General features: G+C 44.2%; 29 protein-coding genes. 19 read left to right on the forward strand and 10 right to left on the reverse strand.

Going from position 1 to position 25,981, the window contains the following annotated elements; translation table 11 throughout:
* Nucleotides 1-2 precede the first annotated feature (2 nt).
* The 17 genes from ACPD8L_RS03445 to ACPD8L_RS03525 all read left to right on the forward strand — a co-directional run bounded on the left by ACPD8L_RS03445 (nucleotide 3) and on the right by ACPD8L_RS03525 (nucleotide 16,596).
* Nucleotides 3-2,036, forward strand: a complete 2,034-nt coding sequence (locus tag ACPD8L_RS03445; RefSeq protein WP_423941884.1) for a VWA domain-containing protein — start codon at nucleotides 3-5, stop codon at nucleotides 2,034-2,036.
* A 13-nt stretch (nucleotides 2,037-2,049) separates the two neighbouring features.
* Complete coding sequence (locus tag ACPD8L_RS03450; RefSeq protein WP_116218819.1) at nucleotides 2,050-2,865, forward strand: prohibitin family protein; 816 nt, start codon at nucleotides 2,050-2,052, stop codon at nucleotides 2,863-2,865.
* A 202-nt stretch (nucleotides 2,866-3,067) separates the two neighbouring features.
* The gene (gene hisG, locus ACPD8L_RS03455) at nucleotides 3,068-3,925 is read left to right on the forward strand and encodes an ATP phosphoribosyltransferase (protein WP_116219318.1); all 858 of its coding nucleotides are present in this window, start codon (nucleotides 3,068-3,070) and stop codon (nucleotides 3,923-3,925) included.
* Complete coding sequence (hisD, locus tag ACPD8L_RS03460; protein WP_423941888.1) at nucleotides 3,925-5,208, forward strand: histidinol dehydrogenase; 1,284 nt, start codon at nucleotides 3,925-3,927, stop codon at nucleotides 5,206-5,208. Before hisG ends, hisD begins: the two co-directional genes overlap by 1 nt.
* Nucleotides 5,205-6,254 (forward strand): histidinol-phosphate transaminase, encoded by a 1,050-nt coding sequence (gene hisC, locus ACPD8L_RS03465; protein WP_423941890.1) that lies wholly within the window; start codon nucleotides 5,205-5,207, stop codon nucleotides 6,252-6,254. The genes hisD and hisC overlap by 4 nt, the downstream gene beginning before the upstream one ends.
* A complete protein-coding gene (gene hisB / locus ACPD8L_RS03470; protein ID WP_423941893.1) occupies nucleotides 6,254-7,390 on the forward strand; it encodes a bifunctional histidinol-phosphatase/imidazoleglycerol-phosphate dehydratase HisB in 1,137 nt (378 codons plus the stop codon). The genes hisC and hisB overlap by 1 nt, the downstream gene beginning before the upstream one ends.
* A gap of 83 nt (nucleotides 7,391-7,473) precedes the next feature.
* Entirely contained in the window at nucleotides 7,474-8,058 is a 585-nt protein-coding gene (hisH, locus tag ACPD8L_RS03475; RefSeq protein WP_116218815.1) for an imidazole glycerol phosphate synthase subunit HisH, read from the forward strand.
* Nucleotides 8,059-8,060: 2 nt separating this feature from the next.
* Nucleotides 8,061-8,483 (forward strand): GNAT family N-acetyltransferase, encoded by a 423-nt coding sequence (locus ACPD8L_RS03480; RefSeq protein ID WP_116218814.1) that lies wholly within the window; start codon nucleotides 8,061-8,063, stop codon nucleotides 8,481-8,483.
* Nucleotides 8,480-9,259, forward strand: coding sequence for a 1-(5-phosphoribosyl)-5-[(5-phosphoribosylamino)methylideneamino]imidazole-4-carboxamide isomerase (locus ACPD8L_RS03485; RefSeq protein WP_423941898.1), 780 nt, complete (start codon nucleotides 8,480-8,482; stop codon nucleotides 9,257-9,259). The genes ACPD8L_RS03480 and ACPD8L_RS03485 overlap by 4 nt, the downstream gene beginning before the upstream one ends.
* The gene (locus ACPD8L_RS03490; RefSeq protein ID WP_423941901.1) at nucleotides 9,252-9,767 is read left to right on the forward strand and encodes a DinB family protein; all 516 of its coding nucleotides are present in this window, start codon (nucleotides 9,252-9,254) and stop codon (nucleotides 9,765-9,767) included. The genes ACPD8L_RS03485 and ACPD8L_RS03490 overlap by 8 nt, the downstream gene beginning before the upstream one ends.
* A 68-nt stretch (nucleotides 9,768-9,835) precedes the next feature.
* Nucleotides 9,836-9,991, forward strand: a complete 156-nt coding sequence (locus tag ACPD8L_RS03495) for a GIY-YIG nuclease family protein (protein WP_423941903.1) — start codon at nucleotides 9,836-9,838, stop codon at nucleotides 9,989-9,991.
* 143 nt (nucleotides 9,992-10,134) lie between these two features.
* Nucleotides 10,135-10,890: an imidazole glycerol phosphate synthase subunit HisF gene (hisF, locus tag ACPD8L_RS03500; RefSeq protein WP_423941905.1), complete on the forward strand. Its 756-nt coding sequence runs from the start codon at nucleotides 10,135-10,137 to the stop codon at nucleotides 10,888-10,890.
* A 3-nt stretch (nucleotides 10,891-10,893) separates the two neighbouring features.
* A complete protein-coding gene (hisIE, locus tag ACPD8L_RS03505) occupies nucleotides 10,894-11,493 on the forward strand; it encodes a bifunctional phosphoribosyl-AMP cyclohydrolase/phosphoribosyl-ATP diphosphatase HisIE (protein ID WP_423941907.1) in 600 nt (199 codons plus the stop codon).
* A 63-nt stretch (nucleotides 11,494-11,556) separates the two neighbouring features.
* Complete coding sequence (locus tag ACPD8L_RS03510) at nucleotides 11,557-12,723, forward strand: vWA domain-containing protein (protein ID WP_116218809.1); 1,167 nt, start codon at nucleotides 11,557-11,559, stop codon at nucleotides 12,721-12,723.
* Nucleotides 12,724-12,731: 8 nt separating this feature from the next.
* Nucleotides 12,732-14,201 (forward strand): MoxR family ATPase, encoded by a 1,470-nt coding sequence (locus ACPD8L_RS03515; protein ID WP_423941910.1) that lies wholly within the window; start codon nucleotides 12,732-12,734, stop codon nucleotides 14,199-14,201.
* A 729-nt stretch (nucleotides 14,202-14,930) separates the two neighbouring features.
* Nucleotides 14,931-15,806 carry an alpha/beta hydrolase gene (locus ACPD8L_RS03520; protein WP_116218806.1) on the forward strand — a complete coding sequence of 292 codons (876 nt, stop codon included), beginning with the start codon at nucleotides 14,931-14,933 and terminating at the stop codon, nucleotides 15,804-15,806.
* Nucleotides 15,793-16,596, forward strand: coding sequence for an alpha/beta hydrolase (locus ACPD8L_RS03525; protein ID WP_423941913.1), 804 nt, complete (start codon nucleotides 15,793-15,795; stop codon nucleotides 16,594-16,596). Before ACPD8L_RS03520 ends, ACPD8L_RS03525 begins: the two co-directional genes overlap by 14 nt.
* Here the strand turns inward: ACPD8L_RS03525 and cysM are convergent.
* Both cysM and epsC read right to left on the reverse strand, forming a co-directional pair.
* On the reverse strand, nucleotides 16,593-17,477 hold the full coding sequence (gene cysM / locus ACPD8L_RS03530) for a cysteine synthase CysM (protein WP_293300523.1): 885 nt from the start codon (nucleotides 17,475-17,477) through the stop codon (nucleotides 16,593-16,595). The two genes, ACPD8L_RS03525 and cysM, sit on opposite strands and share 4 nt — an antisense overlap.
* On the reverse strand, nucleotides 17,467-18,261 hold the full coding sequence (gene epsC, locus ACPD8L_RS03535) for a serine O-acetyltransferase EpsC (RefSeq protein ID WP_116218803.1): 795 nt from the start codon (nucleotides 18,259-18,261) through the stop codon (nucleotides 17,467-17,469). Before epsC ends, cysM begins: the two co-directional genes overlap by 11 nt.
* A gap of 94 nt (nucleotides 18,262-18,355) precedes the next feature.
* Between epsC and ACPD8L_RS03540 the strand changes: the two genes are divergently transcribed.
* Nucleotides 18,356-19,036: a DUF2461 domain-containing protein gene (locus tag ACPD8L_RS03540; RefSeq protein ID WP_116218802.1), complete on the forward strand. Its 681-nt coding sequence runs from the start codon at nucleotides 18,356-18,358 to the stop codon at nucleotides 19,034-19,036.
* Here the strand turns inward: ACPD8L_RS03540 and ACPD8L_RS03545 are convergent.
* On the reverse strand, nucleotides 19,022-19,435 hold the full coding sequence (locus ACPD8L_RS03545) for a glyoxalase (protein WP_116218801.1): 414 nt from the start codon (nucleotides 19,433-19,435) through the stop codon (nucleotides 19,022-19,024). The two genes, ACPD8L_RS03540 and ACPD8L_RS03545, sit on opposite strands and share 15 nt — an antisense overlap.
* Nucleotides 19,436-19,571: 136 nt before the next feature.
* Here ACPD8L_RS03545 and ACPD8L_RS03550 point away from each other — a divergent pair, with 136 nt between their 5' ends.
* Entirely contained in the window at nucleotides 19,572-20,333 is a 762-nt protein-coding gene (locus ACPD8L_RS03550; protein WP_423941917.1) for a 3-keto-disaccharide hydrolase, read from the forward strand.
* A gap of 1 nt (nucleotide 20,334) precedes the next feature.
* Here the strand turns inward: ACPD8L_RS03550 and ACPD8L_RS03555 are convergent, their stop codons facing one another.
* From ACPD8L_RS03555 to ACPD8L_RS03585, 7 genes are all read right to left on the reverse strand, one after another.
* Nucleotides 20,335-20,793 (reverse strand): nuclear transport factor 2 family protein, encoded by a 459-nt coding sequence (locus ACPD8L_RS03555; protein ID WP_423941919.1) that lies wholly within the window; start codon nucleotides 20,791-20,793, stop codon nucleotides 20,335-20,337.
* Nucleotides 20,794-20,883: 90 nt separating this feature from the next.
* Entirely contained in the window at nucleotides 20,884-21,849 is a 966-nt protein-coding gene (locus ACPD8L_RS03560; protein WP_423941922.1) for an NAD-dependent epimerase/dehydratase family protein, read from the reverse strand.
* 10 nt (nucleotides 21,850-21,859) lie between these two features.
* A complete protein-coding gene (locus ACPD8L_RS03565) occupies nucleotides 21,860-23,428 on the reverse strand; it encodes a serine hydrolase (RefSeq protein WP_423941924.1) in 1,569 nt (522 codons plus the stop codon).
* A gap of 21 nt (nucleotides 23,429-23,449) precedes the next feature.
* Nucleotides 23,450-24,253, reverse strand: a complete 804-nt coding sequence (locus tag ACPD8L_RS03570) for a phytanoyl-CoA dioxygenase family protein (RefSeq protein ID WP_423941927.1) — start codon at nucleotides 24,251-24,253, stop codon at nucleotides 23,450-23,452.
* Nucleotides 24,254-24,260: 7 nt separating this feature from the next.
* Nucleotides 24,261-24,626: a DUF2200 domain-containing protein gene (locus ACPD8L_RS03575; protein ID WP_423941930.1), complete on the reverse strand. Its 366-nt coding sequence runs from the start codon at nucleotides 24,624-24,626 to the stop codon at nucleotides 24,261-24,263.
* Between the two features lie 86 nt (nucleotides 24,627-24,712).
* Entirely contained in the window at nucleotides 24,713-25,660 is a 948-nt protein-coding gene (locus ACPD8L_RS03580) for a TolB-like translocation protein (RefSeq protein WP_423941933.1), read from the reverse strand.
* Between the two features lie 43 nt (nucleotides 25,661-25,703).
* Nucleotides 25,704-25,943 (reverse strand): HEPN domain-containing protein, encoded by a 240-nt coding sequence (locus tag ACPD8L_RS03585; protein WP_116218793.1) that lies wholly within the window; start codon nucleotides 25,941-25,943, stop codon nucleotides 25,704-25,706.
* Nucleotides 25,944-25,981: the final 38 nt, after the last annotated feature.

Below are 25,981 nucleotides of genomic sequence, written 5' to 3' on the forward strand. Positions count from 1 at the left end.
GCATGGAATTTAGCACGGTACTCCTTATTGTTCTTGCAGCGGTTGCCGCGCTATCCATAGTCCTTTATCAATACTTTTATAGAATCCCAAAAAAGGGTTCCCTAAGAATACTACTGGCCACATTACGGTTTTTAACCTTGTTCTGTGGCCTTTTGTTATTGATCAACCCCAAGTTTGTCCATCGCGATTATTTTTTGGAAAAGGCCAATCTCATCGTGTTGGTCGACGATTCTTCATCCATCCAAGAAGCCCAGTCCGAAAGTTCCATTTCGGAGACAACCCAGCATCTCTTGGGAAATCCTTCGCTTCAAGAGCATTTTTCCGTTCAAGCATATGCCTTTGGAAAGGACATTCGTCCCTTGGACTCCCTGAGGTTCAACCAAAGGAATACCGATATTTCCAAGGCACTCTCCACAGTTGATGAGATTTTTGTGAACGGTACCAACGCCGTGGTCCTTTTAACGGATGGGAACCAAACCTTGGGTAGGGATTACGAATATCTCAACTTAGGAAGCAATCTTTCCGTAAATCCAGTTGTGGTAGGTGATACCACAAGTTATGAGGATATTTCCATTGGGCTCATCAACACCAATACCTATGCGTTTTTGAAGAATAGATTTCCCGTGGAGGCCACTGTTTTGTACAACGGCCAGCAATCCGTTTCCAAGAACGTCACCATAACCTTGGATGGCAAAGTGGTCCATAGGGAAAGGGTAGAACTTGATCAAACCAAAAACAGCCAGACTTTGCATACATTGGTTGAGGCCCAGAGCGTTGGAATGAAAACCATTCGCATTGATGTGGAAACCTTGGTCAATGAACGAAGTACCGCTAACAATAGAAAGGAAACCGCCATTGAGGTGATTGATGAAAGAACCCGTGTGGTCATAGTCTCCGATATGCTCCATCCCGATATGGGCGCATTGAAAAAAGCAATTGAATCCAATGAACAGCGCACCGTCTCCATATATCCCCCAACTGTTTCCAACAGAATTTTGGAAGAAGCTGACCTTCTTATCCTATACCAGCCCAACCGAAAGTTCAATGCCATATATGACCATATTTCAAAATCCGGTGTGGGCACCTTTACCATAACAGGTACCAAAACGGATTGGAATTTCCTGAACCGCGTACAACAAAGTTTTCAGAAAGAGAACAACAACCAGTCCGAAGATATTTTACCCGTTCGCAACGCTACATTCCAAACCTTTGGGTTGGATGATTTCAATGTCAATGGGTTTCCGCCATTAGAAGGTTATCTCGGGAATGTTCAGCTGAACAAAAGTGTGGAGGTCATTCTTTACCAACAGATTCGTGGGGTGGATTTGGGAAGTCCATTATTTGCCGTTTTATCCGAAGGAAATCAAAGAGAAGCCGTTTTGTTCGGGGAAAATCTCTGGAAATGGCGTGCCCAGACCTTCCGGAATGACCAAAGTTTCCAAAATTTTGATGCTTTTATGGGCAAACTTATGGTGTATTTGGGCAGTACTGGTCAACGAAATCGATTGGAACTCGACTACGACTTGGTCTTTGATAATGCAAGTCTGGCACAGATACGGGCATCCTATTTTGATGAAAGCTATCAATTTGACCCTAGTGCAAGCATAAGCATCCAAGTGCAGGGAAAAGACAATGGCTTTTCCCGCGAATCCCCCATGTTGTTGAAAGGCAATTTTTTTGAAGTAGACCTTGGCGACTTGGAAGCTGGGGAATACCAGTTCACGGTTACGGTAAAAGACGCCAACCTGAAACAATCCGGAAGCTTTAAAATTTTGGATTTTAACCCAGAAGATCAATTCACTTCTTCCAATTTTGGAAAATTGGGCCGTTTGGCCGAGAAGACCAACGGTAACCTGTATTTCAGTAACAATACCGAAGCCATGTTGGAGCAACTGACCACTTCGCAACAATACGTCCCCACGCAAAAGAGCAAAGAGAATATTGTATCTTTAATAGATTTCCGTATACTATTGGGATTGATAGTCCTTACCCTTGCTTTGGAGTGGTTCATCAGAAAGTACAACGGATTAATTTAAATGTTATAAAACCATGGATAGATTACCTAAGATTGCTTTACCAGCCTTAGCGGGCATTATTTTTCTGATCATATTTATGTCGAGATCTACAGTGACCATCGGTTCCGGTGAAGCTGGGGTTCTTTACAAATACTTTGGAGGAGGTGTTGTCACGGATGAGCCGCCCTTGGGCGAAGGCTTCCACTTGGTTGCCCCATGGAACAAGGTGTTTGTATATGAAGTTCGCCAACAGGAAAAGCTCGAGAAAATGAATGTACTTTCATCAAATGGTCTGGATATTAAATTGGAAGCTTCCGTTTGGTTTCAACCAAAATATGACGAGCTTGGAAAATTGCACCAAGAAAAAAGTGAACAGTATATAGATCGTGTTTTGCTGCCAGCAATCCGTTCTGCGGCCCGTAGCGTGGTGGGACGATATACCCCGGAACAGTTGTATTCCAGCAAGCGTGATGCCATTCAACAGGAAATCTTTGAGGAAACCCAAAAGATTGTGGATGACCAATATATTCAATTGAACGAGGTTTTGGTACGGGATGTGACTTTGCCACCTACCATCAAAGACGCCATTGAACGAAAGCTAAAACAGGAACAAGAGTCATTGGAGTATGAATTTAGATTGGTCACTGCCCAAAAAGAAGCAGAAAAGGTTCGAATTGAAGCACAAGGAAAAGCCGATGCAAATAAGATTTTGAGTGCTTCGCTCACGGACAAGATATTGCAGGATAAAGGTATTGAGGCCACTTTAAAACTCGCCGAATCCCCCAATGCAAAAGTGGTAGTGGTGGGGTCTGGAGATGATGGTTTGCCCCTAATTTTGGGAAATAACTAAATAAGTCTTTTTTGATAAAAAAATATGCCCTACTTTTGATTCCATAATGAGAAACAAAAACGTACATCATCATTTTTATACTTGCTCTCAAGCGAGGTAGAGATGTATTGCTGTAACTAAAAATATATTCTAACCCGTTTGAGAAATCAAACGGGTTTTGTTTTTGTGCCCGTTTGGGTTGTTGAACACCAAAGAAAGAATAATGACAAAGATTAGAATCGCGGTTCAAAAAAGTGGCCGGTTAAATGAGGATTCCCTCGCTATTTTAAAGGATTGTGGCATTTCCATAGACAATGGAAAAGATCAACTCAAGGCTACCGCCCGAAATTTCCCTTTGGAAGTGTTTTACCTTCGTAATGGGGATATTCCCCAATACCTAAGGGATGGGGTAGTGGATATTGCCATCATCGGGGAAAATGTACTGGTGGAAAAAGGGCAGGACATTTCCGTTGTTGAAAAACTGAACTTTTCCAAGTGTCGGGTCTCTCTAGCAGTTCCGAAGGGAGTGAAGTACAACTCCGTAAAAGACTTGGAAGGCAAAAAGATAGCCACTTCCTATCCCAATACGGTAAATGAATACCTGAAATCCAAAGGCGTTACGGCAGATTTGCACATTATCAACGGTTCCGTGGAAATTGCCCCCAACATTGGATTGGCCGATGGGATCTGTGATATTGTTTCCAGTGGAAGTACCCTCTTCAAAAACAATTTAAAAGAGGTGGATGTTATTTTAACCAGTGAAGCCGTTTTGGCGGTATCACCTACCATATCCGAAGAGCGTTTGGAGATTCTGAAGAAAATCCAATTCAGGATAAAATCGGTCTTACAGGCACGCCAAAATAAATATGTATTGCTGAACGCACCCAATGATAAGCTGGATGAGATTATTTCGCTTTTGCCCGGAATGCGGAGTCCAACAGTATTGCCGTTGGCAGAAGAGGGCTGGAGCTCCGTACATTCAGTCATTACAAGAGATACCTTTTGGGAAGTCATCGATGCCCTGAAACAAGCCGGAGCCGAAGGAATTTTGGTATGTCCTATTGAAAAAATGGTACTGTAGTGAAGCGAATAAATTATCCAGAACGAAAAAATTGGGGGGAGGTCCTTAAAAGACCTACCCAAACCGTATCGGACATTGAGGGTACGGTCAATGCCATCTTTGAAGAAGTGAAATCCGAAGGGGATGTCGTTGTGAAAAAATATACGGAACGCTTCGATGGAGTTGCCCTTAATGACTTCAGGGTTTCTTCTGATGAGATAAAAAAAGCGTCAGCGCTTGTTTCTGAAGATTTAAAACAAGCCATTAGCCTGGCACAAAGCAACATTGAAAAGTTCCACGCAGCGCAACGTACGGAAAGGGTAGAAGTGGAAACCATGCCAGGAGTTTCTTGCTGGCAGGAAAAGAGGCCCATCCAAAAAATTGGATTGTATATCCCAGGGGGTTCCGCGCCACTGTTTTCCACTATTTTGATGTTGGCCATTCCAGCGAAATTGGCGGGTTGCTCAGAAATTGTACTCTGTACACCCCCAGACAAGAAAGGGGAAATCAACCCGGCCATTCTGTATACCGCACAACTTTGCGGGGTAACCCAAATCTATAAAGTTGGAGGTATACAAGCCATTGCAGGAATGACCTTTGGAACGGAATCCATCCCTAAAGTCTATAAAATCTTTGGGCCGGGAAACCAGTTTGTTACCGTGGCCAAGCAACTGGCCACCAAATATGGTGTGGCGATTGATATGCCTGCCGGACCCAGTGAACTTTTGGTGGTGGCAGATGATACGGCCAATCCAGCTTTTGTGGCCTCTGATTTGTTGAGTCAGGCCGAGCATGGCGCCGATAGTCAGGTGATTTTGGTATCAACCTCAGAAAATTTAATCAATGCTGTAGAGGAGGAAATAGAGACTCAGCTAAAAGTGTTGCCTAGAGTTTCCATTGCCGAGAAAGCCATTGCCAACAGCAAACTGATTCAGGTAAAAAATGACGAGGAAGCCTTGGAGTTAATCAATGAATATGGCCCCGAGCACTTTATTGTCTGTGTGGGAAATGAGAGTTTTTACCTTGACGGAATCCAAAATGCCGGTTCGGTGTTTATTGGAAACTATACCCCGGAAAGTGCTGGGGACTATGCTTCGGGGACCAATCACACCCTGCCCACCAATGGGTATGCCAAGCAGTACAGCGGAGTGAACCTGGATAGTTTTATGAAAAGCATGACCTTTCAAAAAATATCTGAAGAGGGTATCAGGAGTATTGGAAATGCCATAGAACTCATGGCCGAAGCGGAAGGCCTTCAGGCACACAAAAATGCAGTGACCCTCAGATTAAAAAATTCAAAATGAAAACTGTATTCAACATAAAAAATATGGTCAGGGAATCCGTGGACCAATTGAAACCCTATTCATCTGCTCGGGATGAGTATGTTTCGGACGGCTCTGAAATGATTTTCTTGGATGCCAATGAGAATCCGTTTGAGAATGGTGTCAATCGTTATCCAGACCCCTACCAACGAAGCCTAAAATCACTCTTGGCCAAACAGAAAGGAGTTTCTGAGAGCAACATGCTTCTGGGAAATGGCAGTGATGAAGTCTTGGATCTTATCTATAGAGCATTTTGTGAGCCCAATCGAGACAACATCATCACCTTGCCCCCCACGTATGGCATGTACAAGGTTCTGGCAGGCATCAACGCGGTGGAAAACCGGGAAGTATTGCTGACACCAGACTTTGAACCCAATATCCCTGAAACTCAGAAAGCGGTGGATGGGAACACCAAGCTGTTGTTCATTTGTTCCCCAAACAACCCCACGGGAAATACCTTTGCGGTGGATAAGGTGCAACAGTTATTGGAATCTTTTCCGGGACTGGTGGTAATCGATGAAGCCTACATTGATTTTTCAGAAGAAGAGAGTTGGGTGGGCAAATTAGCGGGATATCCCAATTTGATAGTGACCCAAACCCTTTCCAAAGCCTATGGTTTGGCGGGTATTCGACTGGGGATTTGTTATGCCTCGGAAGAAATCATTGCCATTTTAAACAAGATCAAACCACCCTATAATGTCAATCAACTTACGCAACAGCAAGCCTTGCAACGTCTGTTGAATCAAGATGCAGTTGCCACTGAAGTTGACCAGATATTGAGGGAACGGACATCATTGATCGAGGCATTAAAAGCATTGGCTTTTGTACAGGAAATCTATCCCACGGATGCTAATTTTGTATTGGCCAAGGTGGATGATGCCGATAAACGATATCAACAATTATTGGGGCATAAAGTAGTGGTGCGCAATAGAAGTACCCAACCTTTATGTGAAAATACCCTTCGGTTTACCGTTGGGACTCCCGAAGAGAACAAAACACTGATAGCCATTTTAAAACAACTACCATAATGGGCAAGAAAGTATTATTTATTGATCGTGATGGAACCATTATAAAGGAAACGGCCGACGAACAGATTGATGCATTTGAAAAAATGATTTTTTACCCCAAGGCCTTCACGTTTCTGGGAAAAATTGCCAAAGAACTGGATTATGAGTTGGTCATGATCACCAATCAAGATGGTTTGGGCACGGATATTTTTCCAGAAGATACCTTTTGGCCGGTACACAATTTTATCCTAAAAGCTTTTGAGAATGAAGGAGTGGTTTTCGACCAAGTATTTATTGATAAAACCTTTCCCAAGGACAATGCCAACACCAGAAAACCGGGAACAGGGATGTTGACTTCTTATTTTTCCGATGCCTATGATTTGGAAAATTCCTTTGTAATCGGAGATCGTTTGACCGATGTGGAATTGGCCAAAAATTTGGGTGCGAAGGGCATCTTCATCAATGACGACACCCATTTGGGAACAGGGGAGATTACGGTAAAGCGGGAGGAATTGGATGAGTACATTGCCTTGGAAAGCAACGACTGGGAAAAAATCTATGAGTTTCTAAAGCTCGAAAACCGTATCGGCGAAATTTCAAGAAAGACCAACGAAACGGATATCCAAATCAAATTGAACTTGGATGGGACTGGAAAAAGTGACATCCAAACCGGATTGGCCTTCTTTGACCATATGCTGGACCAATTGGCCCGTCACGGACAAATGGATTTGGACATCAAAGTGGATGGCGATCTGGAAGTGGACGAACACCATACCATTGAGGATACGGCCATTGCGTTGGGCGAAGTGTTTTCAAAGGCATTGGGCAATAAGTTAGGTATAGAACGCTACGGTTTTTGTTTGCCCATGGATGATTGCCTGGCCCAAGTGGCCATAGATTTTGGTGGAAGAAATTGGCTGGTATGGGATGCTGAGTTCAAAAGGGAAAAAGTGGGGGACATGCCTACCGAAATGTTCCTGCACTTCTTTAAATCCTTCACGGATGGAGCAAAGGCCAATTTGAACGTTAAAGCCGAAGGTGACAATGAACACCACAAAATAGAGGCCATTTTTAAAGCTTTTGCCAAGTCCATTAAAATGGCCGTGAAACGGGATGCGGAGAAAATGGTATTACCCTCAACCAAGGGTTTATTATAAACTAGGTCATTTCGAAGGAGTTTATGACTGAGAAATCTAGATTTCTTAATACGTTCCAAATGACAATAAAAAAATTAATGTAGATGAAGTTGGTGATAATCGATTACGGCGCAGGAAATATCCAGAGCATCAAGTTTGCCATACAGCGCTTGGGGTTTGAGGCAGTCTTGAGCCATGATGCTGAAGAAATCAGGCAAGCGGACAAGGTGATCTTTCCCGGCGTTGGGGAGGCCAGTTCAGCCATGGCAAAGCTTCGGGACACTGGTTTGGATAAGCTCATTCCCACACTAAAGCAACCTGTTTTGGGCATTTGCCTTGGTATGCAACTTATGTGCAAGTCATCAGAAGAGGGCAATACAACAGGCTTGGGTATTTTTGACATGGATGTAGTTAAATTTCCCAATACCGTAAAAGTGCCCCAAATTGGATGGAACCAGATTACGGAACTCCAATCGGATTTGTTCAAGGGAGTCCCTGAAAGGTCATATATCTATCTGGTGCACAGTTTTTATGCCCCAAAGGGTGAGGATACCATTGCAGAATCCGATTATGCATTGCCCTATAGTGCTGCATTGCAGAAAGACAATTTTTACGGGGTACAATTCCACCCAGAAAAAAGCAGTGAGGTGGGCAGTACCATTTTGGAGAACTTTCTAACGGTGATCTGATCATGGAGTACTATATCTCATCGGACAAGGAAAAATTGGATGTCCCCAGAATCCACCAAGAGGTGATATCTACCTATTGGGGCGGCTATAGAACCCCGGAAATGACCCAAAAGACCATTGATGCCTGTCTGTGTTTTGGCGTATATTCCAATAAGGGTGAACAAGTGGGATTTGCCCGTGTACTGACCGATAAAGTGGTTTTTGCCTATCTTATGGATGTCATCATTTTTGAACCGCACAAAGGAAAGGGGTTGGGTAAAAAGTTGGTTGGGGCTATCTTGGAACATCCAGATATCAAAGCGGTTCATACCGTTGGATTGAAGACCATGGACGCCCACGGACTTTATGAACCATTGGGATTTAAAAAGATAGGGGACTCCACCATGTGGATGGCCATGGACAACGCTAAATACGATTACGAATGAGATTGATTCCAGCTATAGATATTATTGAAGGGAAATGTGTTCGTCTTTCCAAAGGTGACTACAATACCAAGAAAATTTATAATGAAGACCCCGTGGAAGTGGCCAAGGAATTCGAGGCCCATGGGATTCAAAACCTCCATTTGGTGGATTTGGATGGGGCCAAATCCAAACATATAGTCAACCACAAGGTATTGGAAAACATTGCCTCCAAAACAAGCTTAAAGATTGACTTTGGGGGTGGTCTAAAAACCGATGAAGACCTTCACATCGCTTTTGAAAGTGGTGCCCATCAAATAACAGGAGGGAGCATTGCCGTTAAGAATGCAGACATTTTTTTGGGTTGGCTGGAGAACTATGGCCCCAACAAGATCATTCTTGGAGCCGATGCCCAAGATGAAAAAGTAGCGGTTTCGGGCTGGCAGGAGGAATCTGACCAAGAATTGGTTCCCTTTATCCGGTCCTACCAAAAGAAGGGAATCCGGTATGTAATCTGTACTGATATTGGCAAGGATGGCATGTTGGAAGGGCCTTCTTTCGAACTTTATAAAAAGATCATCTCCAAGACCATGAAACTTGAGACCATGGTTACGGGAAGTGGTGTGGAGGACAAAGAGGTAATCGGCATCAACCTTATTGCCAGTGGTGGTATTTCAACTTTTGACGAACTGCCCAAACTTGCCGAAATGGGCTGTGAAGGAACCATCATTGGAAAGGCTATCTATGAAAACCGAATCAGCCTAAAGCAATTGGAAGCTTATATTCTTCAAAATGGATAAGGAAAAACAACTTCAGGAAGAACTCATCTGGAATGTGGGCTATCGCATGGACGAAAGCCTTCGGATGATCAAAATTTGTCTGGATCAACTTCCGGAGTCCGATATCTGGAAGAAGCCCAATGGATCGGCCAACAGTATAGGAAACCTTATCCTGCACCTTTGCGGTAACATTACCCAATACGGGATTGCCTCCATCCAGAATTTGGAGGATACCCGTGCACGTGATGAGGAGTTTTCCGTTTCGTCTGGGTTCGCCAAGGCAGAGCTTATACAAAAGCTCAGTCATACTATTGATGAGGCCAAGAGGGCTTTTTATGAAGCTCCCTTGGAAGAATTGTTGCGAAAGAGAGCCGTACAGGGATTCCAATTTTCGGGAGTGGGCAATATCATCCATGTGGCGGAACATTTATCCTATCATACCGGGCAGATAGCCCTATGGACCAAATTGTTGAAGGACACTGATTTGGGGTTCTATAAAAATGTAGACTTGAATATTAAAAATGAATAGCGAAATCAAAGGTCATTCCGAACTTGTTTCGGAATCGCATAACAATGCAACAAAGCTTTGTTTACATAATGACAAATAAATATAGGACCTCATTCTATATTGGGGTTACTTCTGATTTGTACAAAAGGGTGATTGAACATTTTAAAGGAATTGGCTCAAGGCATACTAAAAGATATAATCTTACCGATTTGGTTTATTTTGAAACTTTTTCAGATTATAAATAATGCCATTGCCCGCGAAAAACAATTGAAGAATTGGCATCGAGACTGGAAAATTAATTTAATAAAAAATCTAAATCCAAAGTTGAAAACATTGGAGATTACTTAAATAATAAGACCCTGAAACAAGTTCAGGGTGACAGATAATTATGCTTACAAAACGAATCATACCCTGTTTGGACATCAAGGACGGAAGAACCGTAAAAGGCGTCAATTTTGTGGACTTGCGTGATGCAGGAGACCCCGTGGAACTGGCGGCTATCTATGCCCAAGAAGGAGCCGATGAGTTGGTATTCTTGGACATTTCGGCCACCGAGGAAAAGCGAAAAACCTTGGCGGAGCTGGTGTACCACGTTGCCGAAACCATCAATATTCCCTTTACCGTGGGTGGAGGTATCTCATCTATTGAGGACGTGGACATCCTTCTGAAAAATGGCGCGGATAAGGTTTCCATCAATTCTTCCGCCGTGAAACGACCAGAGCTGATCAATGAACTGGTGGCCAAATTTGGCTCCCAATGTATTGTGGTGGCCATAGATGCCAAGCAAATTGATGAACAGTGGAAAGTACACTTGGTTGGCGGTAAAGTCCCCACGGAAATGGACCTTTTTGAATGGGCAAAGGAAGTGGAGCAACGAGGGGCCGGGGAAATCCTGTTTACCTCCATGGACCATGACGGCACCAAAAATGGTTTTGCCAATGAGGCGCTGGCCAAATTATCCAAGTTGGTGAACATTCCCATCATTGCCTCAGGCGGTGCTGGGAGCATTCCACATTTTACGGATACGTTTAAAGATGGAAAAGCAGATGCTGCTTTGGCCGCCAGTGTTTTTCATTTTAAGGAGATTGAAATAACCGATTTAAAGAACGAACTGAAGGAAGAAGGAATTTTTGTAAGAATTTAGGATATGAAAATAGATTTCACCAAAAGCCCAGATGGGCTGATACCCGCTATCATCCAAGACGCAAACACCAAGAATGTCCTCATGCTGGGCTATATGGACCAAGAGGCCTATGAAACCACACAAAAGACCCAAAAGGTGACCTTTTTCAGTCGTAGTAAGGAACGTTTATGGACCAAGGGGGAGGAAAGTGGCAATTTCTTGGAACTGGTCGATATAAAAAATGATTGTGACAGCGACACCCTGTTGGTATCCGTCAATCCAGTTGGGCCTACTTGTCACAAAGGAACAGACACCTGCTGGGCTGAGGAAAACACCCAAACCTATGGTTTTCTATCTACCTTGGAGCAAATCATCACCTCCAGAAAGAACGATCAGGAAAACCCAGACAGCTACGTGGCATCCCTATTCCGAAAAGGCATCAACAAGATTGCCCAAAAAGTGGGGGAGGAAGCCGTTGAAACCGTGATCGAGGCCAAGGATAATGATGAAGAACTATTTTTGAACGAAAGTGCTGATTTGCTTTTCCACTATTTGATTTTGCTTCAGGCCAAGGGGTATACCTTGGAGGATATCGTACAGACCCTTCAAAAGCGACACAAGTAAGCCCTAGCGTTAAGTTTTCTTTAAACGCTGAGCCATTAGATCAAAATGCGTTAATTTTATGTAATGGCTATGAATACAAGAAAAGGGTTTCGTTTTACCACCTACGAAGCGCCGGACCAAACCCCGTTCGAAAAACTCTTTGAGATTTTTCAGGAACTCATTACACATACTTCGGGTGATGTGGAGGAGGCTTTGGACTGGCTTAGGGAGTTGGACAAGGAGTACGAACTTACCGACGACAATTATACCATTGACGATTTTATAGAGGACCTCAAGGCAAAAGGCTATATCCGGGAGGAATTTGATACGGATAACCCTGAAGGGGGGCAAGCGGAGGAAGGTGATGAAGAAGGATCAGGAAATGGCAATCTATCCATTACCGCCAAGTTGGAGCGTATGCTGCGTCAGCGGGCCTTGGACCAAATCTTCGGTAAGCTCAAGCGTAGTGGTGCCGGGAACCATAGAACCGGAAAATCAGGCAGAGGCGATGAGCATACGGGAGAGTTTAGGGAATATCGCTTTGGGGATGCCCTGGAACATATTTCCATGACCGAAAGCCTAAAAAATGCCCAAGTAAACCATGGATTGGACAGTTTCTCATTGAATGAGGACGACCTTGTGGTGGAAGACACCCAGCATAAGGCCCAGATGAGCACGGTCTTGATGATTGACATTAGCCATAGCATGATCCTCTATGGTGAAGATAGGATTACCCCGGCCAAGAAAGTGGCCATGGCCTTGGCGGAATTGATTACCACTCGATATCCCAAGGACACCTTGGACATATTGGTCTTTGGAAACGATGCGTGGCCTATTCCCATCAAAGATCTTCCCTACCTAAAGGTAGGGCCTTACCATACGAATACCGTGGCCGGTCTGCAATTGGCCATGGACATGCTCCGAAGAAAACGGAATACCAATAAACAGATTTTCATGATCACGGACGGAAAACCGTCGTGTTTACGACTGCCCAATGGGGATTATTACAAGAACAGTGTAGGCTTGGATGAGTACATCGTGGAAAAATGCTATGCCATGGCACAGCAGGCCCGAAAACTCCATATTCCCATCACCACCTTCATGATTGCCCAAGACCCGTATTTGATGCAATTTGTGAGAGAGTTTACCCAAGCCAACAAGGGCAAGGCATTTTACACAGGTCTAAAAGGTCTGGGCGAGATGATTTTTGAGGATTACGAACAAAACCGAAAAAGACGAATCAAAGGATAACGATTTATATGAAATTAGATCATACCAAAATAAAGACCCTCGGGGAATTGAAAGCCGTAGGGTACCAAAGTAAGAGTATCAAAGATGAGTTACGTACCAACCTGTTAGGGAAAATTGCCAGTGGCGAGGAAACTTTTCAAGGGGTGTGGGGTTATGAAAACTCCGTAATCCCTGAATTGGAACGGGCCATACTGTCACGGCACAACATCAATCTATTGGGGTTGCGTGGTCAGGCCAAGACCCGCTTGGCCCGATTGATGGTGCAACTTTTGGATGAGTGGATGCCCATTGTAGGCGGTTCCGAAGTACATGACGATCCCTTGCATCCCATCTCTAGATATGCCACGGAACTGATCAAGGAAAAAGAAGATGAAACCCCGATTGAATGGATACACAGAGATGAGCGTTTCTATGAGAAATTGGCCACGCCAGATGTTACCGTTGCAGACCTCATTGGCGATGTGGACCCCATAAAGGCGGCCAACCTCAAACTTTCCTATGCGGATGACCGGGTAATCCATTTTGGCATGATCCCAAGGGCCAACCGCTGTATTTTTGTCATTAATGAGCTTCCTGATCTACAGGCTAGGATTCAAGTGGCACTGTTCAACATTCTTCAAGAAGGGGATATCCAGATCAGGGGATTTAAGCTTCGCCTTCCATTGGACCTGCAATTTGTTTTTACCGCCAATCCGGAAGATTATACCAATAGGGGTAGTATTGTCACCCCATTGAAAGATAGGATTGGGTCTCAGATTTTGACCCATTATCCCGAAACTATTGAGATTGCCAAAAAAATCACCCAACAAGAAGCCCGTCTGGACCAGCGACAATCCGAAGGAATATATGTACCCGATATAGCCATGGAAGTATTGGAGCAAATCAGCTTTGAGGCCAGAAACAGTGAGTATGTGGATGCCAAAAGTGGGGTAAGTGCCCGTATGAGCATTACCGCTTTTGAAAACTTATTGAGCACCGCGGAACGTAGGGCCATTAAATCAGGGGATGATAAGACCTCCGTCCGTTTGACTGATTTTATGGGAGTGATCCCTTCCATCACAGGAAAAATAGAGTTGGTTTATGAAGGGGAACAGGAAGGAGCCGGTTTTGTGGCCGAAACGCTTGTGGAAGAGGCCATAAAATCCATATTCCCCCATTATTTCCCTAAAATTGACAAGCTACAGCGAAAAGATGCCGAAACGGAATACGATGAACTTATCCATTGGTTCTTTGAAGGAGAAGGCTTTGACCTTTTGGATGAAGATACCGATGATGAATATAGGTCAAAATTGGATTCCGTCACCCCATTGGGAGCACTTTTAAAGGAATATCAACCCAATATTTCAAAAGAAGACTCCTATTTTATGAAAGAGTTGTTGCTCTGGGGCTTGGTGGCCCATAAAAAACTGAGCAAGCAACGTTTTGTCCAAGGGTATCAATTCAAGGATCTCTACGGCAGTTATATCCGGGGATTATAGGCTGTTCCTATTGCCAGATATTGAGATTGTTATTGTAGTCTTCAAAATTGTAGTGTCCAACATAGTTACGCCTGTACCAAAACAATGAAATTGTAAAAACAGGAAGCAAGCTATAGAGTACTAACATGAGAATGGCCATAGGTTTAAAAGTGAATGGGATAACATGCTCCACAAACTCCGGGAAAGAAGTCAGTGTCTGAACACTATCATAAATCTTAAAAAAGTAAACAATCATTATGGTATATAGGGCATACTCTACATTACGCATTTTTGGATCGGGCAGTTCGTCTTCTGAAATTTTGAACCACATTACATACAGATACAGAAAATGTACTGTGCTCAGCAGCGGAAAAATATAATTATCAGGTTTCAAAAAATAGAACCTATTGGTATAAACTCCGTAGAAGTTCAAGACATTTAAAGCCAGTAATATTACTAGTGTGATTAGAATATTTGTTTTCCAAGGTAAAATTTTGCTTACGTATTTCATAGGTTTGTGAGATTGGGACGCTCAATATGGTAACAAATAACGTGCATCCGAAACCAATATTTCAAACAAATCGATGAAGCGTATATAATGTTGGATTATCATAATAATCTGACATTAAAAGCCCAATTTTCTACCCTTTGCCGATTCTTAAATCTTTATCCAAAGACACAACATATTGATCCCTAAGTCCATACATATGAAGTATTGGTATTTTTCGTATTTTGGATAAAACGTTTTTTATGCAAAACTGGGCCTACATCACACTCATGATACTCGGGATATACGTTTTGCTGAGTGTCCTGTTGTATTACCTACAGGACTATTTTCTCTTTAAACCAGAAAAATTGCCCAAGGATTTTCAGTTTTATTACGACAACCAAGAAATTGAGGAATATAACTTTGAGACCCGTGATGGGGCCACGATCAATGGCCTTCGATTCAAATCCAAAGATCCCAAAGGCGTGGTCTTCTATCTAAAAGGAAACTCCCGCAGCATTAAAGGATGGGGCAAGTTTGCCGTGGACTTTACCCGTCATGGTTACGATGTGATCATGGTGGACTATCGTGGTTTCGGGAAGAGTACGGGACGTCGTACCCAAAAAGCCATTAAGCGTGACATGCAGGTAGTGTACAACAAGATCAAGGAGAAGGTGCCCGAAAAATATATAATTCTCTATGGACGTTCCATGGGTTCGGGTTTTGCGGCCAAACTGGCCTCCATGAACCAACCGCGCATGCTTATATTGGATGCGCCCTACTACAGCTTGAGCAAAGTGGCCAAAAAGTTCATCCCGTTTATGCCGCTCTCCTTGCTGATAAAGTTCCCCATGCCCACATACAAGTGGTTGAAGTACGTTAACTGCCCCATACATATCATACATGGGACCGACGATAGGCTCATTCCCTATAAAACCAGTGTGAAGCTGTCCAAAATAAAACCGGAACTATCAAAACTATACACCGTGATAGGAGGGGGACACAAGGATTTGAACAACTTTGAATCGTACCACAGCATGTTGGAGGAAATCATAACCAGCAAACCCACCAAAGTAAATCTGGAAGGATCAAGCATCAATGTAAAACACTCCTCAAAACGGGCCAATGCAAAAGCTTAAACGTTTTGGTATTTTTACGGTTGTTATTTTGATGTTACTCACCGTCATGTTGTATTCATTTCAGGAAAAACTGATTTTTTTACCCACCAAGCTAGCTGAAGATCATGTTTATGCCTTCAATGCCAATTTCGATGAAATTTTTCTTGATACTACTGATGGAGCACGTTTAAATGCCCTTCACTTTTATACGGACAACCCTAAAGGGTTGATCCTATACTTTCATGGAAATGCCGGAGACCTGTCTCGCTGGGGTGAAATTGTGTTGCCTTTTGTGGATTTGGGATATGAGGTCTTGGTGATGGACTATCGTAATTATGGTAAAAGTACCGGTGAACTTAGTGAGGATGCTCTGTATCAAGATGCACAACTGTTCTATGCCTATGCAATGGAAAAATATCCTGAAGAACAGCTCCTCATTTACGGACGATCTTTGGGTACGGGCATTGCAAGTCAATTGTCCTCCAAAAATCAACCACAAAAATTAATTTTGGAAACACCTTTCTATAGTCTTTTGGACGTGGCCCAAGAACGTTTTCCCTTTTTACCGGTGTCCTATCTGTTGCGCTATAGGATTCCATCGCATGAATTTTTAAAGAAGGTGGACTGCCCTATTCGTATTTTTCATGGCACCGCGGACAATGTGGTTCCATATGCATCAGGGGAAAAACTGTATGACTCCATCTCCAACGGCAACAAAAAAATGTATACCATATCCAATGGCAATCACAATAACTTAAGTGATTTTGAAATTTATTGGAACGGTATTAAAATGGAATTGGACCCGCCTTAATCAAATAAATCCGAAGAAAGGTAACGGTCTCCTCGATCACAGACTATGGAAACAATGGTGCCCTCTTTCAAGGTACTGGCCAATCTAATGGCCGCGGCCGCAGCACCACCACTGCTCATACCAGCAAAGATACCTTCCTCCTTGGCCAATCGCTTGGCCATTTCAGTGGCTTCTTCCTCACTGACCTCCAATACCGTATCCACTTTCTGTGGATTGAATATTTTGGGGAGATAGGCTTCGGGCCATTTACGAATACCCGGAATCTTTGAATCATCGGTAGGCTGTACGCCCACGATTTGTACCCCGGAATCTTGTTCCTTCAAATAGGTCGAGGTCCCCATAATGGTCCCCGTAGTGCCCATGCTGGATACAAAATGGGTGATATCACCTTTGGTGTCCGCCCAGATTTCCGGTCCCGTGGTCTTGTAATGGGCCATCCAGTTATCGTTGTTGGCAAATTGGTTGAGCATAATATATCCTTCATCCCTGACCTTGGCCTCAGCATAGTCCCTGGCACCTTCAATCCCAACATCTGATGGGGTCAAAGTCACTTTGGCTCCGTAAGCGCGCATGGTCTGTACGCGTTCCTTGGTGGAGTTTTCGGGCATTACCAGTTCAATGTCAAGTCCATAGATCCCTGCGATCATGGCCAAGGCTATACCCGTGTTGCCACTTGTGGCCTCGATCAATTTGGATGCGGTGGAAAAATCCCCACGATCCAGCCCACTCTTGATCATATTATAGGCGGGACGGTCTTTGACACTTCCTCCTGGATTATTGCCTTCCAGTTTAAAAAACAGTCTTACGTTTGGGTTGGGGTTCAATACTTTGGATTCCACCATTGGGGTGTTTCCAATAAGGTCGAGAATGCTATTGGACATTTGGGGCTGTCTTGATTTTAATTTCTGGGGTGTGATATACTGTTGAATTTGCAGGTACGGAAGCCGTAAGCCATGCATTTCCACCAATGATCGAATTTTCTCCGATTACGGTTTCACCACCCAAAATGGTTGCATTGGCATAAATGGTAACGTTTGACATTATAGTGGGATGTCTTTTGGTCTTTTGAAGGTTTTTGGATACATACAACGCTCCCAGGGTTACCCCTTGATACAACTTCACATTATCATGTATCACGGCAGTTTCCCCAATCACCACACCGGTGGCATGATCTATAAAGAACGATTTGCCAATGGTAGCGCCAGGATTGATATCCACCCCTGTCTGCCTATGGGCATATTCCGTCATGAGCCTCGGAATCATGGGTACTCCTTGAACGTAGAGCTCATGGGCCAATCGGTAAATGGAAATGGCATAAAAACCTGGGTACGCCATATAAATTTCCTGGAGGGACAGTGAAGCTGGGTCACAATTAAGAATAGCCTCTGCGTCCAGATTGAGTTTTTCCAAAATTCCAGGCAAACCGCTTATGTATTTGTTCCAAAGTTCATTGCTGGGCCTTTCCAAATCCCAACAAGCCATATCCGTCAGTCGGTCAAACTTTTTCTCCAACATTTCAAGGTTCACGGCCACCGGGGTATTGGAATCAAAAAGCGTATAAAAAAGCGTATCCGTGAAATCCTCGGTTTCTTGTTTTAACCTATAGTCCAAATAGGGCAATTTTTTATGCCTATTGAGCTCTGAAATTATTTTTTCCTTGTCCATACAACAATTATTGTCCTAAATTTAGACAAAACCTTACCTACAGCCTTAGGAAATAGCTAACTTTAGTTTAAAAATAACATATTATTGATATAGCGTGACTGATTCGAAAATTTCCAAGAAAGTATTTGATTTTTTAAAAGAGTTGTCAAAAAACAACCACAAAGAGTGGTTTGAAAAAAACAAGCCTACTTTCAAAGCCCATGAAACCGAGGTAAAATCCTTCCTGGCAAATGTGAAGGAACGCTTGGAACAACATGATGATATTGAAAAAATGAAATTGTTCCGTATTTATCGGGATGTACGTTTTTCAAAGGATAAAACCCCATATAAAACCCACTTTGCAGGTTCGTTTTCCCGATTGGGCGCACATCTAAGGGGAGGATATTACATTCATTTACAACCGGGAAATTCTCTACTGGCCACCGGTTTTTGGGCACCCAATAAAGAAGACCTGTTCCGCATACGAAAAGAGTTGGAAATGGATGCTTCGGATTTTAGGAAGGTCATCAATGACCCAGATTTCACCAAAATTTGGGGAGAACTTCAAGGCGATGCGGTAAAAACGGCCCCAAAAGGGTTTGATAAGGACCACCCGGATATTGACCTAATCAAAAACAAACAGTATGTCTTTGTACGGAATTTTACGGACCAAGAGGTACTATCCCCGAATTTTATCGAGGAAGTGGACAAATCGTACCGGGCTATTCGACCTTATTTTGATTTGATGAGCGATATCCTCACCACCAATCTCAATGGAGAATCAACCTTGAACTAACACCTCGTTTTCCAAAAGCTGGATCTGGTCCTTCAAGCGTTCTATGACCATATTCATCATCCGTTTGTTCAAAGCGGAGGAGTTTTTAATGTATTCCTGATATTCCTCAATGGTAAATTGTCCAATGACCATTCCCTTGAGAGAGTTCCTAAACTTGATGTCCTTTTGGATGGCCCGTTCAATATACTCCATCTTTTTCTCCAAGGAAAGGTCATGAAAAACCCCTTTGTGCTTGCCGATATAGTTCTTGAAAACCTCAATCAACAATAGGTTCTGGAGTTTAATGATAGGTCGCAAGGTTTGGTTTTGAAAACGTTCGTCCGCACTCATTTGGTTGTTGAAATAAGACTGTAGAATTTCGGGGCGGAGGTCCAAAAGACTCTTAGATCGTGAATCCATGGCTGATAGTTTTAATAAAATTACACAATCGTCCACCGCTCATTTTTTGTTAGGCCGATAGTTGTTAACGATGTTATGAACATGCACTCCAAAATTTTATTTGACTACTTTTAGGGAGAATCAATAGTACACCTCCATGAACATCAAATCATTTGTCATTGTTATACTTGTTCTCTCGGCCATTTCGTGTAAAAACGAAAGCAAGAAAGAGGACGCCCAGGTTTGGCGCACCAAAAAATTGGCAGCGGAAAATGCCACCCATAACCAATTGCTCGATATTGAAAAAGAGCAGGGGTGGGAGTTGTTGTTCGATGGGGAAACCTTGAACGGTTGGCATGTATACAATGCTGGCGCGCCAACAGTCTGGGAAGTGAAAAACGGAGAACTCCATAGAAATGTGGAACTGGAATCCGAGCACAATGAGGATTTGGTCACGGACAAGGCCTATGAAAACTATGAGCTGGTCTTGGAATGGAAAATCTCGGACCGTGGAAATAGTGGCATATTCATCAACGTTCAGGAAAAGCCCGATGTTGGCACAGCCTATCAAACCGGACCCGAGTTCCAAATTCTGGACCCCAATCATATGGATCATGATGTTGCCGTTAAAAAATCGGGCTGCCTGTATGGTTTTTCCCCTCAAAAGAATGAGGCCATCACCAAATCTGGCCAGTGGAACCAGACCCGTATCAAACAGGAAAATGGAAAAGTGGAATTCTATTTAAATGGTGTCCTTACCGCAGTGGAGGATTTTACCGCACCGGAATGGCCACAAAAAATCTCAGGAACCCATTTTAAAAACTACCCCGAATTTGGACAAGCCACAGAGGGGAAAATAACCCTGCAGGATTGGTATTTTGAGGTGTGGTTCCGCGACATCAAGATCAGGGAGTTGTAGATTACTCTATCTTCCCGTCGTGGAATCCGGCCCTTTTCCAATTCCCATCATCATTGATCCAAATATTGGTGATTCGGTACGCATTGGTCTGAGTTTCCCCATGTTCCGCCTGTACCACAATGATTCTACCGGTGACTATGGCCGTATTACCGTATAGTTCCACTTCCATTTCGTCCATTTGATACCCCATCACCTCCAAACTTCCGGATTGTATCCGGGCATCCCTTTTCTCCAAATAGCTGAACCAATCTTCCTTTCCAATGGCTCTTGAATTTCCATTGGTATGCTGGTAATTTTCCGTTGTCATGGCATCAAGGGTCACTAAATCGCTTTCCTTAAAGGCTTTGTTAAAAGCTTCTATAGCCAACAAAAGACCCTCCTTATCTCGCGTTTCATGTTCCGTGCAACCCGACCAACAAAACATCATGACCAAAACCAACAATGATATGTTTGATTTCATGCTTTTTAAAAAAATGTCTTTACAGTTTTTCAATGAGGTTTTTAAGTTTTTGCTGAAATAATGACTCATGATATATTGTCTTTAAGATACTCATCCTTTATGGATAATCTGTATTCCTTCTGTTTGGAAATAATGTTCAACGGCTTCCTTGACTGCTTGCAACGAGCTGTATTTGGGTTGATATCCCAACAGCTTCTTTGCTTTTTCGATGCTGCCACATGGGCTATGGGCAATATGGTCCCAAGTGAGTTCCCTATCCCTTTTATTTACGCTCTTTTGCCATTCCTCCCAAGATTGAAAACGCAGTTGGGGCCGTTGCCCAAACAGTTTGGCCATTTCCTCAGCATAACCTCTCAGGGTAAGGGCCTGCTCCGAAACTACATGGAAACTTTCCCCGATGGCATTTTCCCTGTTCTCCATGGCCTTGACAAAAGCCTGAGCCACATCCTCCGCATGCACATGATGAACCGTTTCCATCCCAAGGTTGGGCAAGATGATTTCCTCGCCTTGGGCCAATCGCAGAAATACCTCCGGATTTAGGTTCCCGGCCGGATTCACGGGCAACCATCCCGGTCCCGTAATATGCCCAGGGTGAAGTATCGTGACCGGAAACCCGCATTCTTTATGGAAATTGAGCAAGTAGTCTTCAATCTTTGCCTTGTTGATTCCATAGGCACCGAAGGGATTCCGCTCTGCAGTCTCCGTGGTGGGGACCTGTACGGTATGCCCATGGACCCACATGGTGCCACAGTGCAGAAAATGTTGGACTTTGCCCTTTAGGTTTTCAGCAAGGTGCTGGGCACTCTGGGGGGTGAAACAAATCAAATCAATGACCACTTCGCCGTTCAGGGAGGCGATTTGAGCCCCAAAAACCCCGTTCTCTTCAGATTTTTCCCGATCAATGCCAACAAACTCCACGGATTTCCATGCGTCATGATCGGCATAGGGTTGGGACTGCTGCCGACTTACACAGACCACTTCATGACCGGCTTCAACAAGTTTTGGTACCAAATACGTGCCAATATGGCCAGTGCCTCCAATCAGTATTACTTTCATTTTTACTTTTTTATTCCTTGATTCGAACCAAATCCAAATCTTGATAATCAAAGCTAAAATCCATGTTGGGGGAAATGCCCTTCATCTGTATCCCGATCGGGTTTCCTGACGCATCCATCTCAAAAATGGCAAAGGCATCGCACTGCATATCCGTATAGGCCATTTTAACGGCAAAGGTGTTGTCCTTGTAATGGAACATTTCTCCATTCAACTGCGGGGAACGTAGTGACCTGAACCAAAGTTTTCCGCCATGGTTTTCGATGGATACCTTTCCGAACCATTTATCTTCATACGTTCCTAAAAAGGAGCTTGGACCCAGTTTTTTTACATCGGAGATTGTGGCACTTTCCCAAACGGCATCCAAGGTAGCATCGGCTTCGGCCTGTCCGGACTCCAATTGTTGCTTGGCGGACGCCAAATAGTCCCATCGGTCCTTTCTGATCCATTCATCCCGAATAGCCGAACTTATGGTATGGTAGCTGTTGCCCCCGGGAGCCCCATTGGTGAGCACCACGACTGCTGAATTCAATTCGGGCACCATCACCACAGAGGACAACATGCCCGGAAGACCACCTGCATGGGAAATTACGGTATGGTCATACCTATTGGAAATCCGCCATCCAAGGCCATAGGCCCCAAAATGGTATCTGTTGCCCGGTTCCGGTCTGGGTTGAAAGCTGATAAAGGTATAGGGGCGCCACATTTCTACTTGCCGCTCAGAACTGAAAATCTGCTTGTCCAAAGCTTCGCCGTATTTTCCTTGCTGCAATTGGGCCATGATCCATTTGGACATGTCATGGACGCTGGAATAGATTCCGCCCGAGGCAACCAAAGGGCCTTCACCCTTTACGTAGCGCTCAACTTTTCGGATGTTTCCGTTCTCAGTGGAGTGGGCCGATGCCACATTTTGCGTCGATTTCAATCGCTTATAGCGCACCGCGGTCCTGTCCATGCCCAACGGACCTAAAATGTGTTGTTCGATAAACTCATCGTAAGTCTGGCCGCTTACCCTTGCTATGACCTCGCCTGCCACAATGTAGAGCAAGTTGTCATAGTCGTACTTGGTGCGAAAATCCGAGGTGGGTTTAAAATATTGAAAACTGTTGAGCACATCCTCAATTTTATAATCGGCTCCCGGAGGGAAAAACATTAAATCCCCGGCACCGAGCCCCAATCCGCTACGATGCGTCAATAGGTCCACAATGGTGAAATTCTCCCGGACATATGCATTATACATGGTAAACTCAGGAATATGTTGAACCACCCAATCATCCCATTTAAGTTTTCCCTGATCCACCAAAATGGCCAAGGCGGCCGCGGTGAACGCCTTGGTGTTCGATGCAATTTGGAAGAGACTATGCTCATTTACTTCTTCATTGGAATCCACGGATAACTTCCCGTATCCTTTGGAGTGGATAACCTTCCCATTTTCTATTACGGCCACGGCAAGGCCCACTTGGGGCATCATTTCCATGGATCGGTTCACTAAGGAATCTATCTGCGAAGCGGTAAAGCCCTGTCCGAAAACGGCGGATATGGCCCATAATAAAAATAGGGGGAGGGTAACTTTGTTTTTCATGAGGTTTTTTAGCGATTATTTTTAAAATACGACAGGGTTCAAGTGCGAATCTATAGTCTCACCAATGGCCACTCCTGGGCACCAAGTTTCCCAATCGTTCTTTTGGCCGTCGTTCTCAGGTTTCTTCAAAGTCATGTTTTTGTCCATATAGATCACAGTCATGACCTTCCGGGTTTCGCCAGAAGTATTGGCCCCGGCCCGGTGGAAAATCCAACCGGAATGAAAACTGACCTCGCCAACATCAAAAGCTTCTATGGTGTGCGGAAAATTATTGATCTTCAAGTTTTTTTGGATCACTTGTTCGCTCTCATCGCTGATGGACAGTTCGCGTCCCAGCAGAATTTCTTGACTGCCTGCACTGAATTCCAAGGGTCCCATTTCCAAAGGTGTTTCTTGCAAGGGAATCCAGATGGTGATGGACTTGTCCGAAGACAACGGCCAGTAATATTGGTCCGCATGCCAAGGGGTGATTCCCCCGCCGGCCTCCTTGAACAGTGCTTGATCGTGGTAGATACGAACCCCATCTACCTGCATGAGGTCTGCGGCCACTTTGGCCAACCGTTTGCTTAGGATCAGTTTTTTGATCTCCTCGTCCTGCACCCAGAGATTACAGAGTTGCAAAAAGGCCTTTCCATAGGTATCCCGTTGATTGATGGGCACATCCACCTTGTTCAGTTCCGCAACCTTTTTGGAAATGACCGCATTGAAATGCGCCACGATCTCAGGCGATAAAAATTCCTTGATCTTGATGAAGGCGTTCTTTTGGTAAAAGTCCACCTGTTCTTTGGTCACCTGAAAAGATTCATCCAATAAGGTTAGATTCATAATATTTTTAGCTCTGTCTCAGTATTTTCTCCATTTTCCGGCCCTTGGCCAACTCATCCACCAGCTTGTCCAAATAGCGGACCTGTTGGGTCAGGGGATTATCGATGTCCTCTATCCGATACCCACAGATCACCCCGGTAATGAGGCTGGCATTGGGGTTCAGCTCCGCATCTTGGAAGAAATCTTCAAAAGTGCTCTTGGATTCGATATGTTTTTGAACGGCCTCATCATCAAAGCCTGTGAGCCATGTGATCACCTCGTGCAGTTCTTCTTTGGTGCGACCTTTCTTCTCCACCTTGGTCACATAATGGGGATATACCCCGGCAAAGGTCAGCTTTGCCATTCGTTCGTTATGTTCTGGGGTGACTTTCATCTTACCTAGTATTCAACCTTGGGAGATACAATCCATTGGTTGCTTAAATGTAGTAATTTTGAAAGTATCTTGGAAGATGGTCGCGGTCAGTTGCCCACCTTGCTTAGAATCTTCTCTTTTAGCTGGACAAAGTCTATCCAGTAAATATTACCGATTTCAACTTCTTCATCATCTCCAGAGACACCGCGGTGAAAAAACAGGTACTTTCCATCTGGGGAGACACTTGCGGTCATTTCACAATGTTCCGTATTTACTTCGGGGCCCATATTATACGGTTCTGTCCAAGTCCCGTTCTGGTTAAAACTGATGTACAGGTCGCAATCCCCAAACCCGTCTTCACTTTCACCATCATAGATCATGTAGCTCTCATCCGGTGCAATGTAGGAATGGGCGATCCACTTTCCTGAGAAATTGATGTCCGTTGCCATGGTCTTGGCATCGCCATAGCCGTTTGCTTCTTTATCGGAACTATAAATGACCCAATCCTCGGGCTTGTCGTCCTCCTCACCTGAAGTAAAGTACAGGTTGCCGTTTTCCGAAGCGGTCAGGTACATGACCACTCGATCCACGAACGGACTGCCCAAAGGCTCGGGGGCGCTCCATCCTTTTACGGTTTTTGTGCTGTACCATTGGTGCATCCCAGAGGCCTTGGTGGTATCCTTGAGGGGTCTTGTGGTCCCAAAATAGAGCAGCTTTCCAGTGGGGTCTATGTGGGGTTCAAAATCCCAGCCCGCATCGGTGGAAAAAAAGGCCGGCTCCGGTTTGGACCATTGCCCATTTTCCAGTTTCATGGTGAAAATCTCATTATCGTCTTCCGGTTTTCTTCGTGTGAAGAACATTTCATCCATTTCTGGGCTAAAAGTGATGGCAAACTCAAAATCATCGGTGGAGACCACACCTTCCCCAAAAACCAGGGCGGTGTCCGTTGGGATTTGGTCGCTGAGCAGCGTAAGGTTTGACTTTTTCTCTGGCTGACAGGATACGAAAAAAATCAGCAGTAAGGCAAAAATAGGGTAGTGGATTGTTTGTTTCATTGTATGGTGATTTTGATTGTATTGTCGTTGGTCCAACTTGGTGTTATGGCCCTGCATTTGCCGCATCTTCCCCGATCTGCGCTATTTTTTCCTGACAGATCTCTTCGGTGAGCTGTTTCAATTGCTGCACTTTGTGGGACAGGTATTCCAAATCACCTTTGGTGATGTGGTACTCCTTCATGTTATAACGGGCATCGATGTAGGCGCGTTTCAGGAGTTCAAAAAGGCGCTTGTGTTCCTCGGTCTGTTTGTGATCTGGGAGATGTGCCACGGTCTTGTTCAACGGTTAGGTGTTTGTGCTCGAAAGATAGGCATATTTGG

The organism is Flagellimonas algicida (assembly GCF_049629585.1).
Classification (GTDB): domain Bacteria; phylum Bacteroidota; class Bacteroidia; order Flavobacteriales; family Flavobacteriaceae; genus Flagellimonas.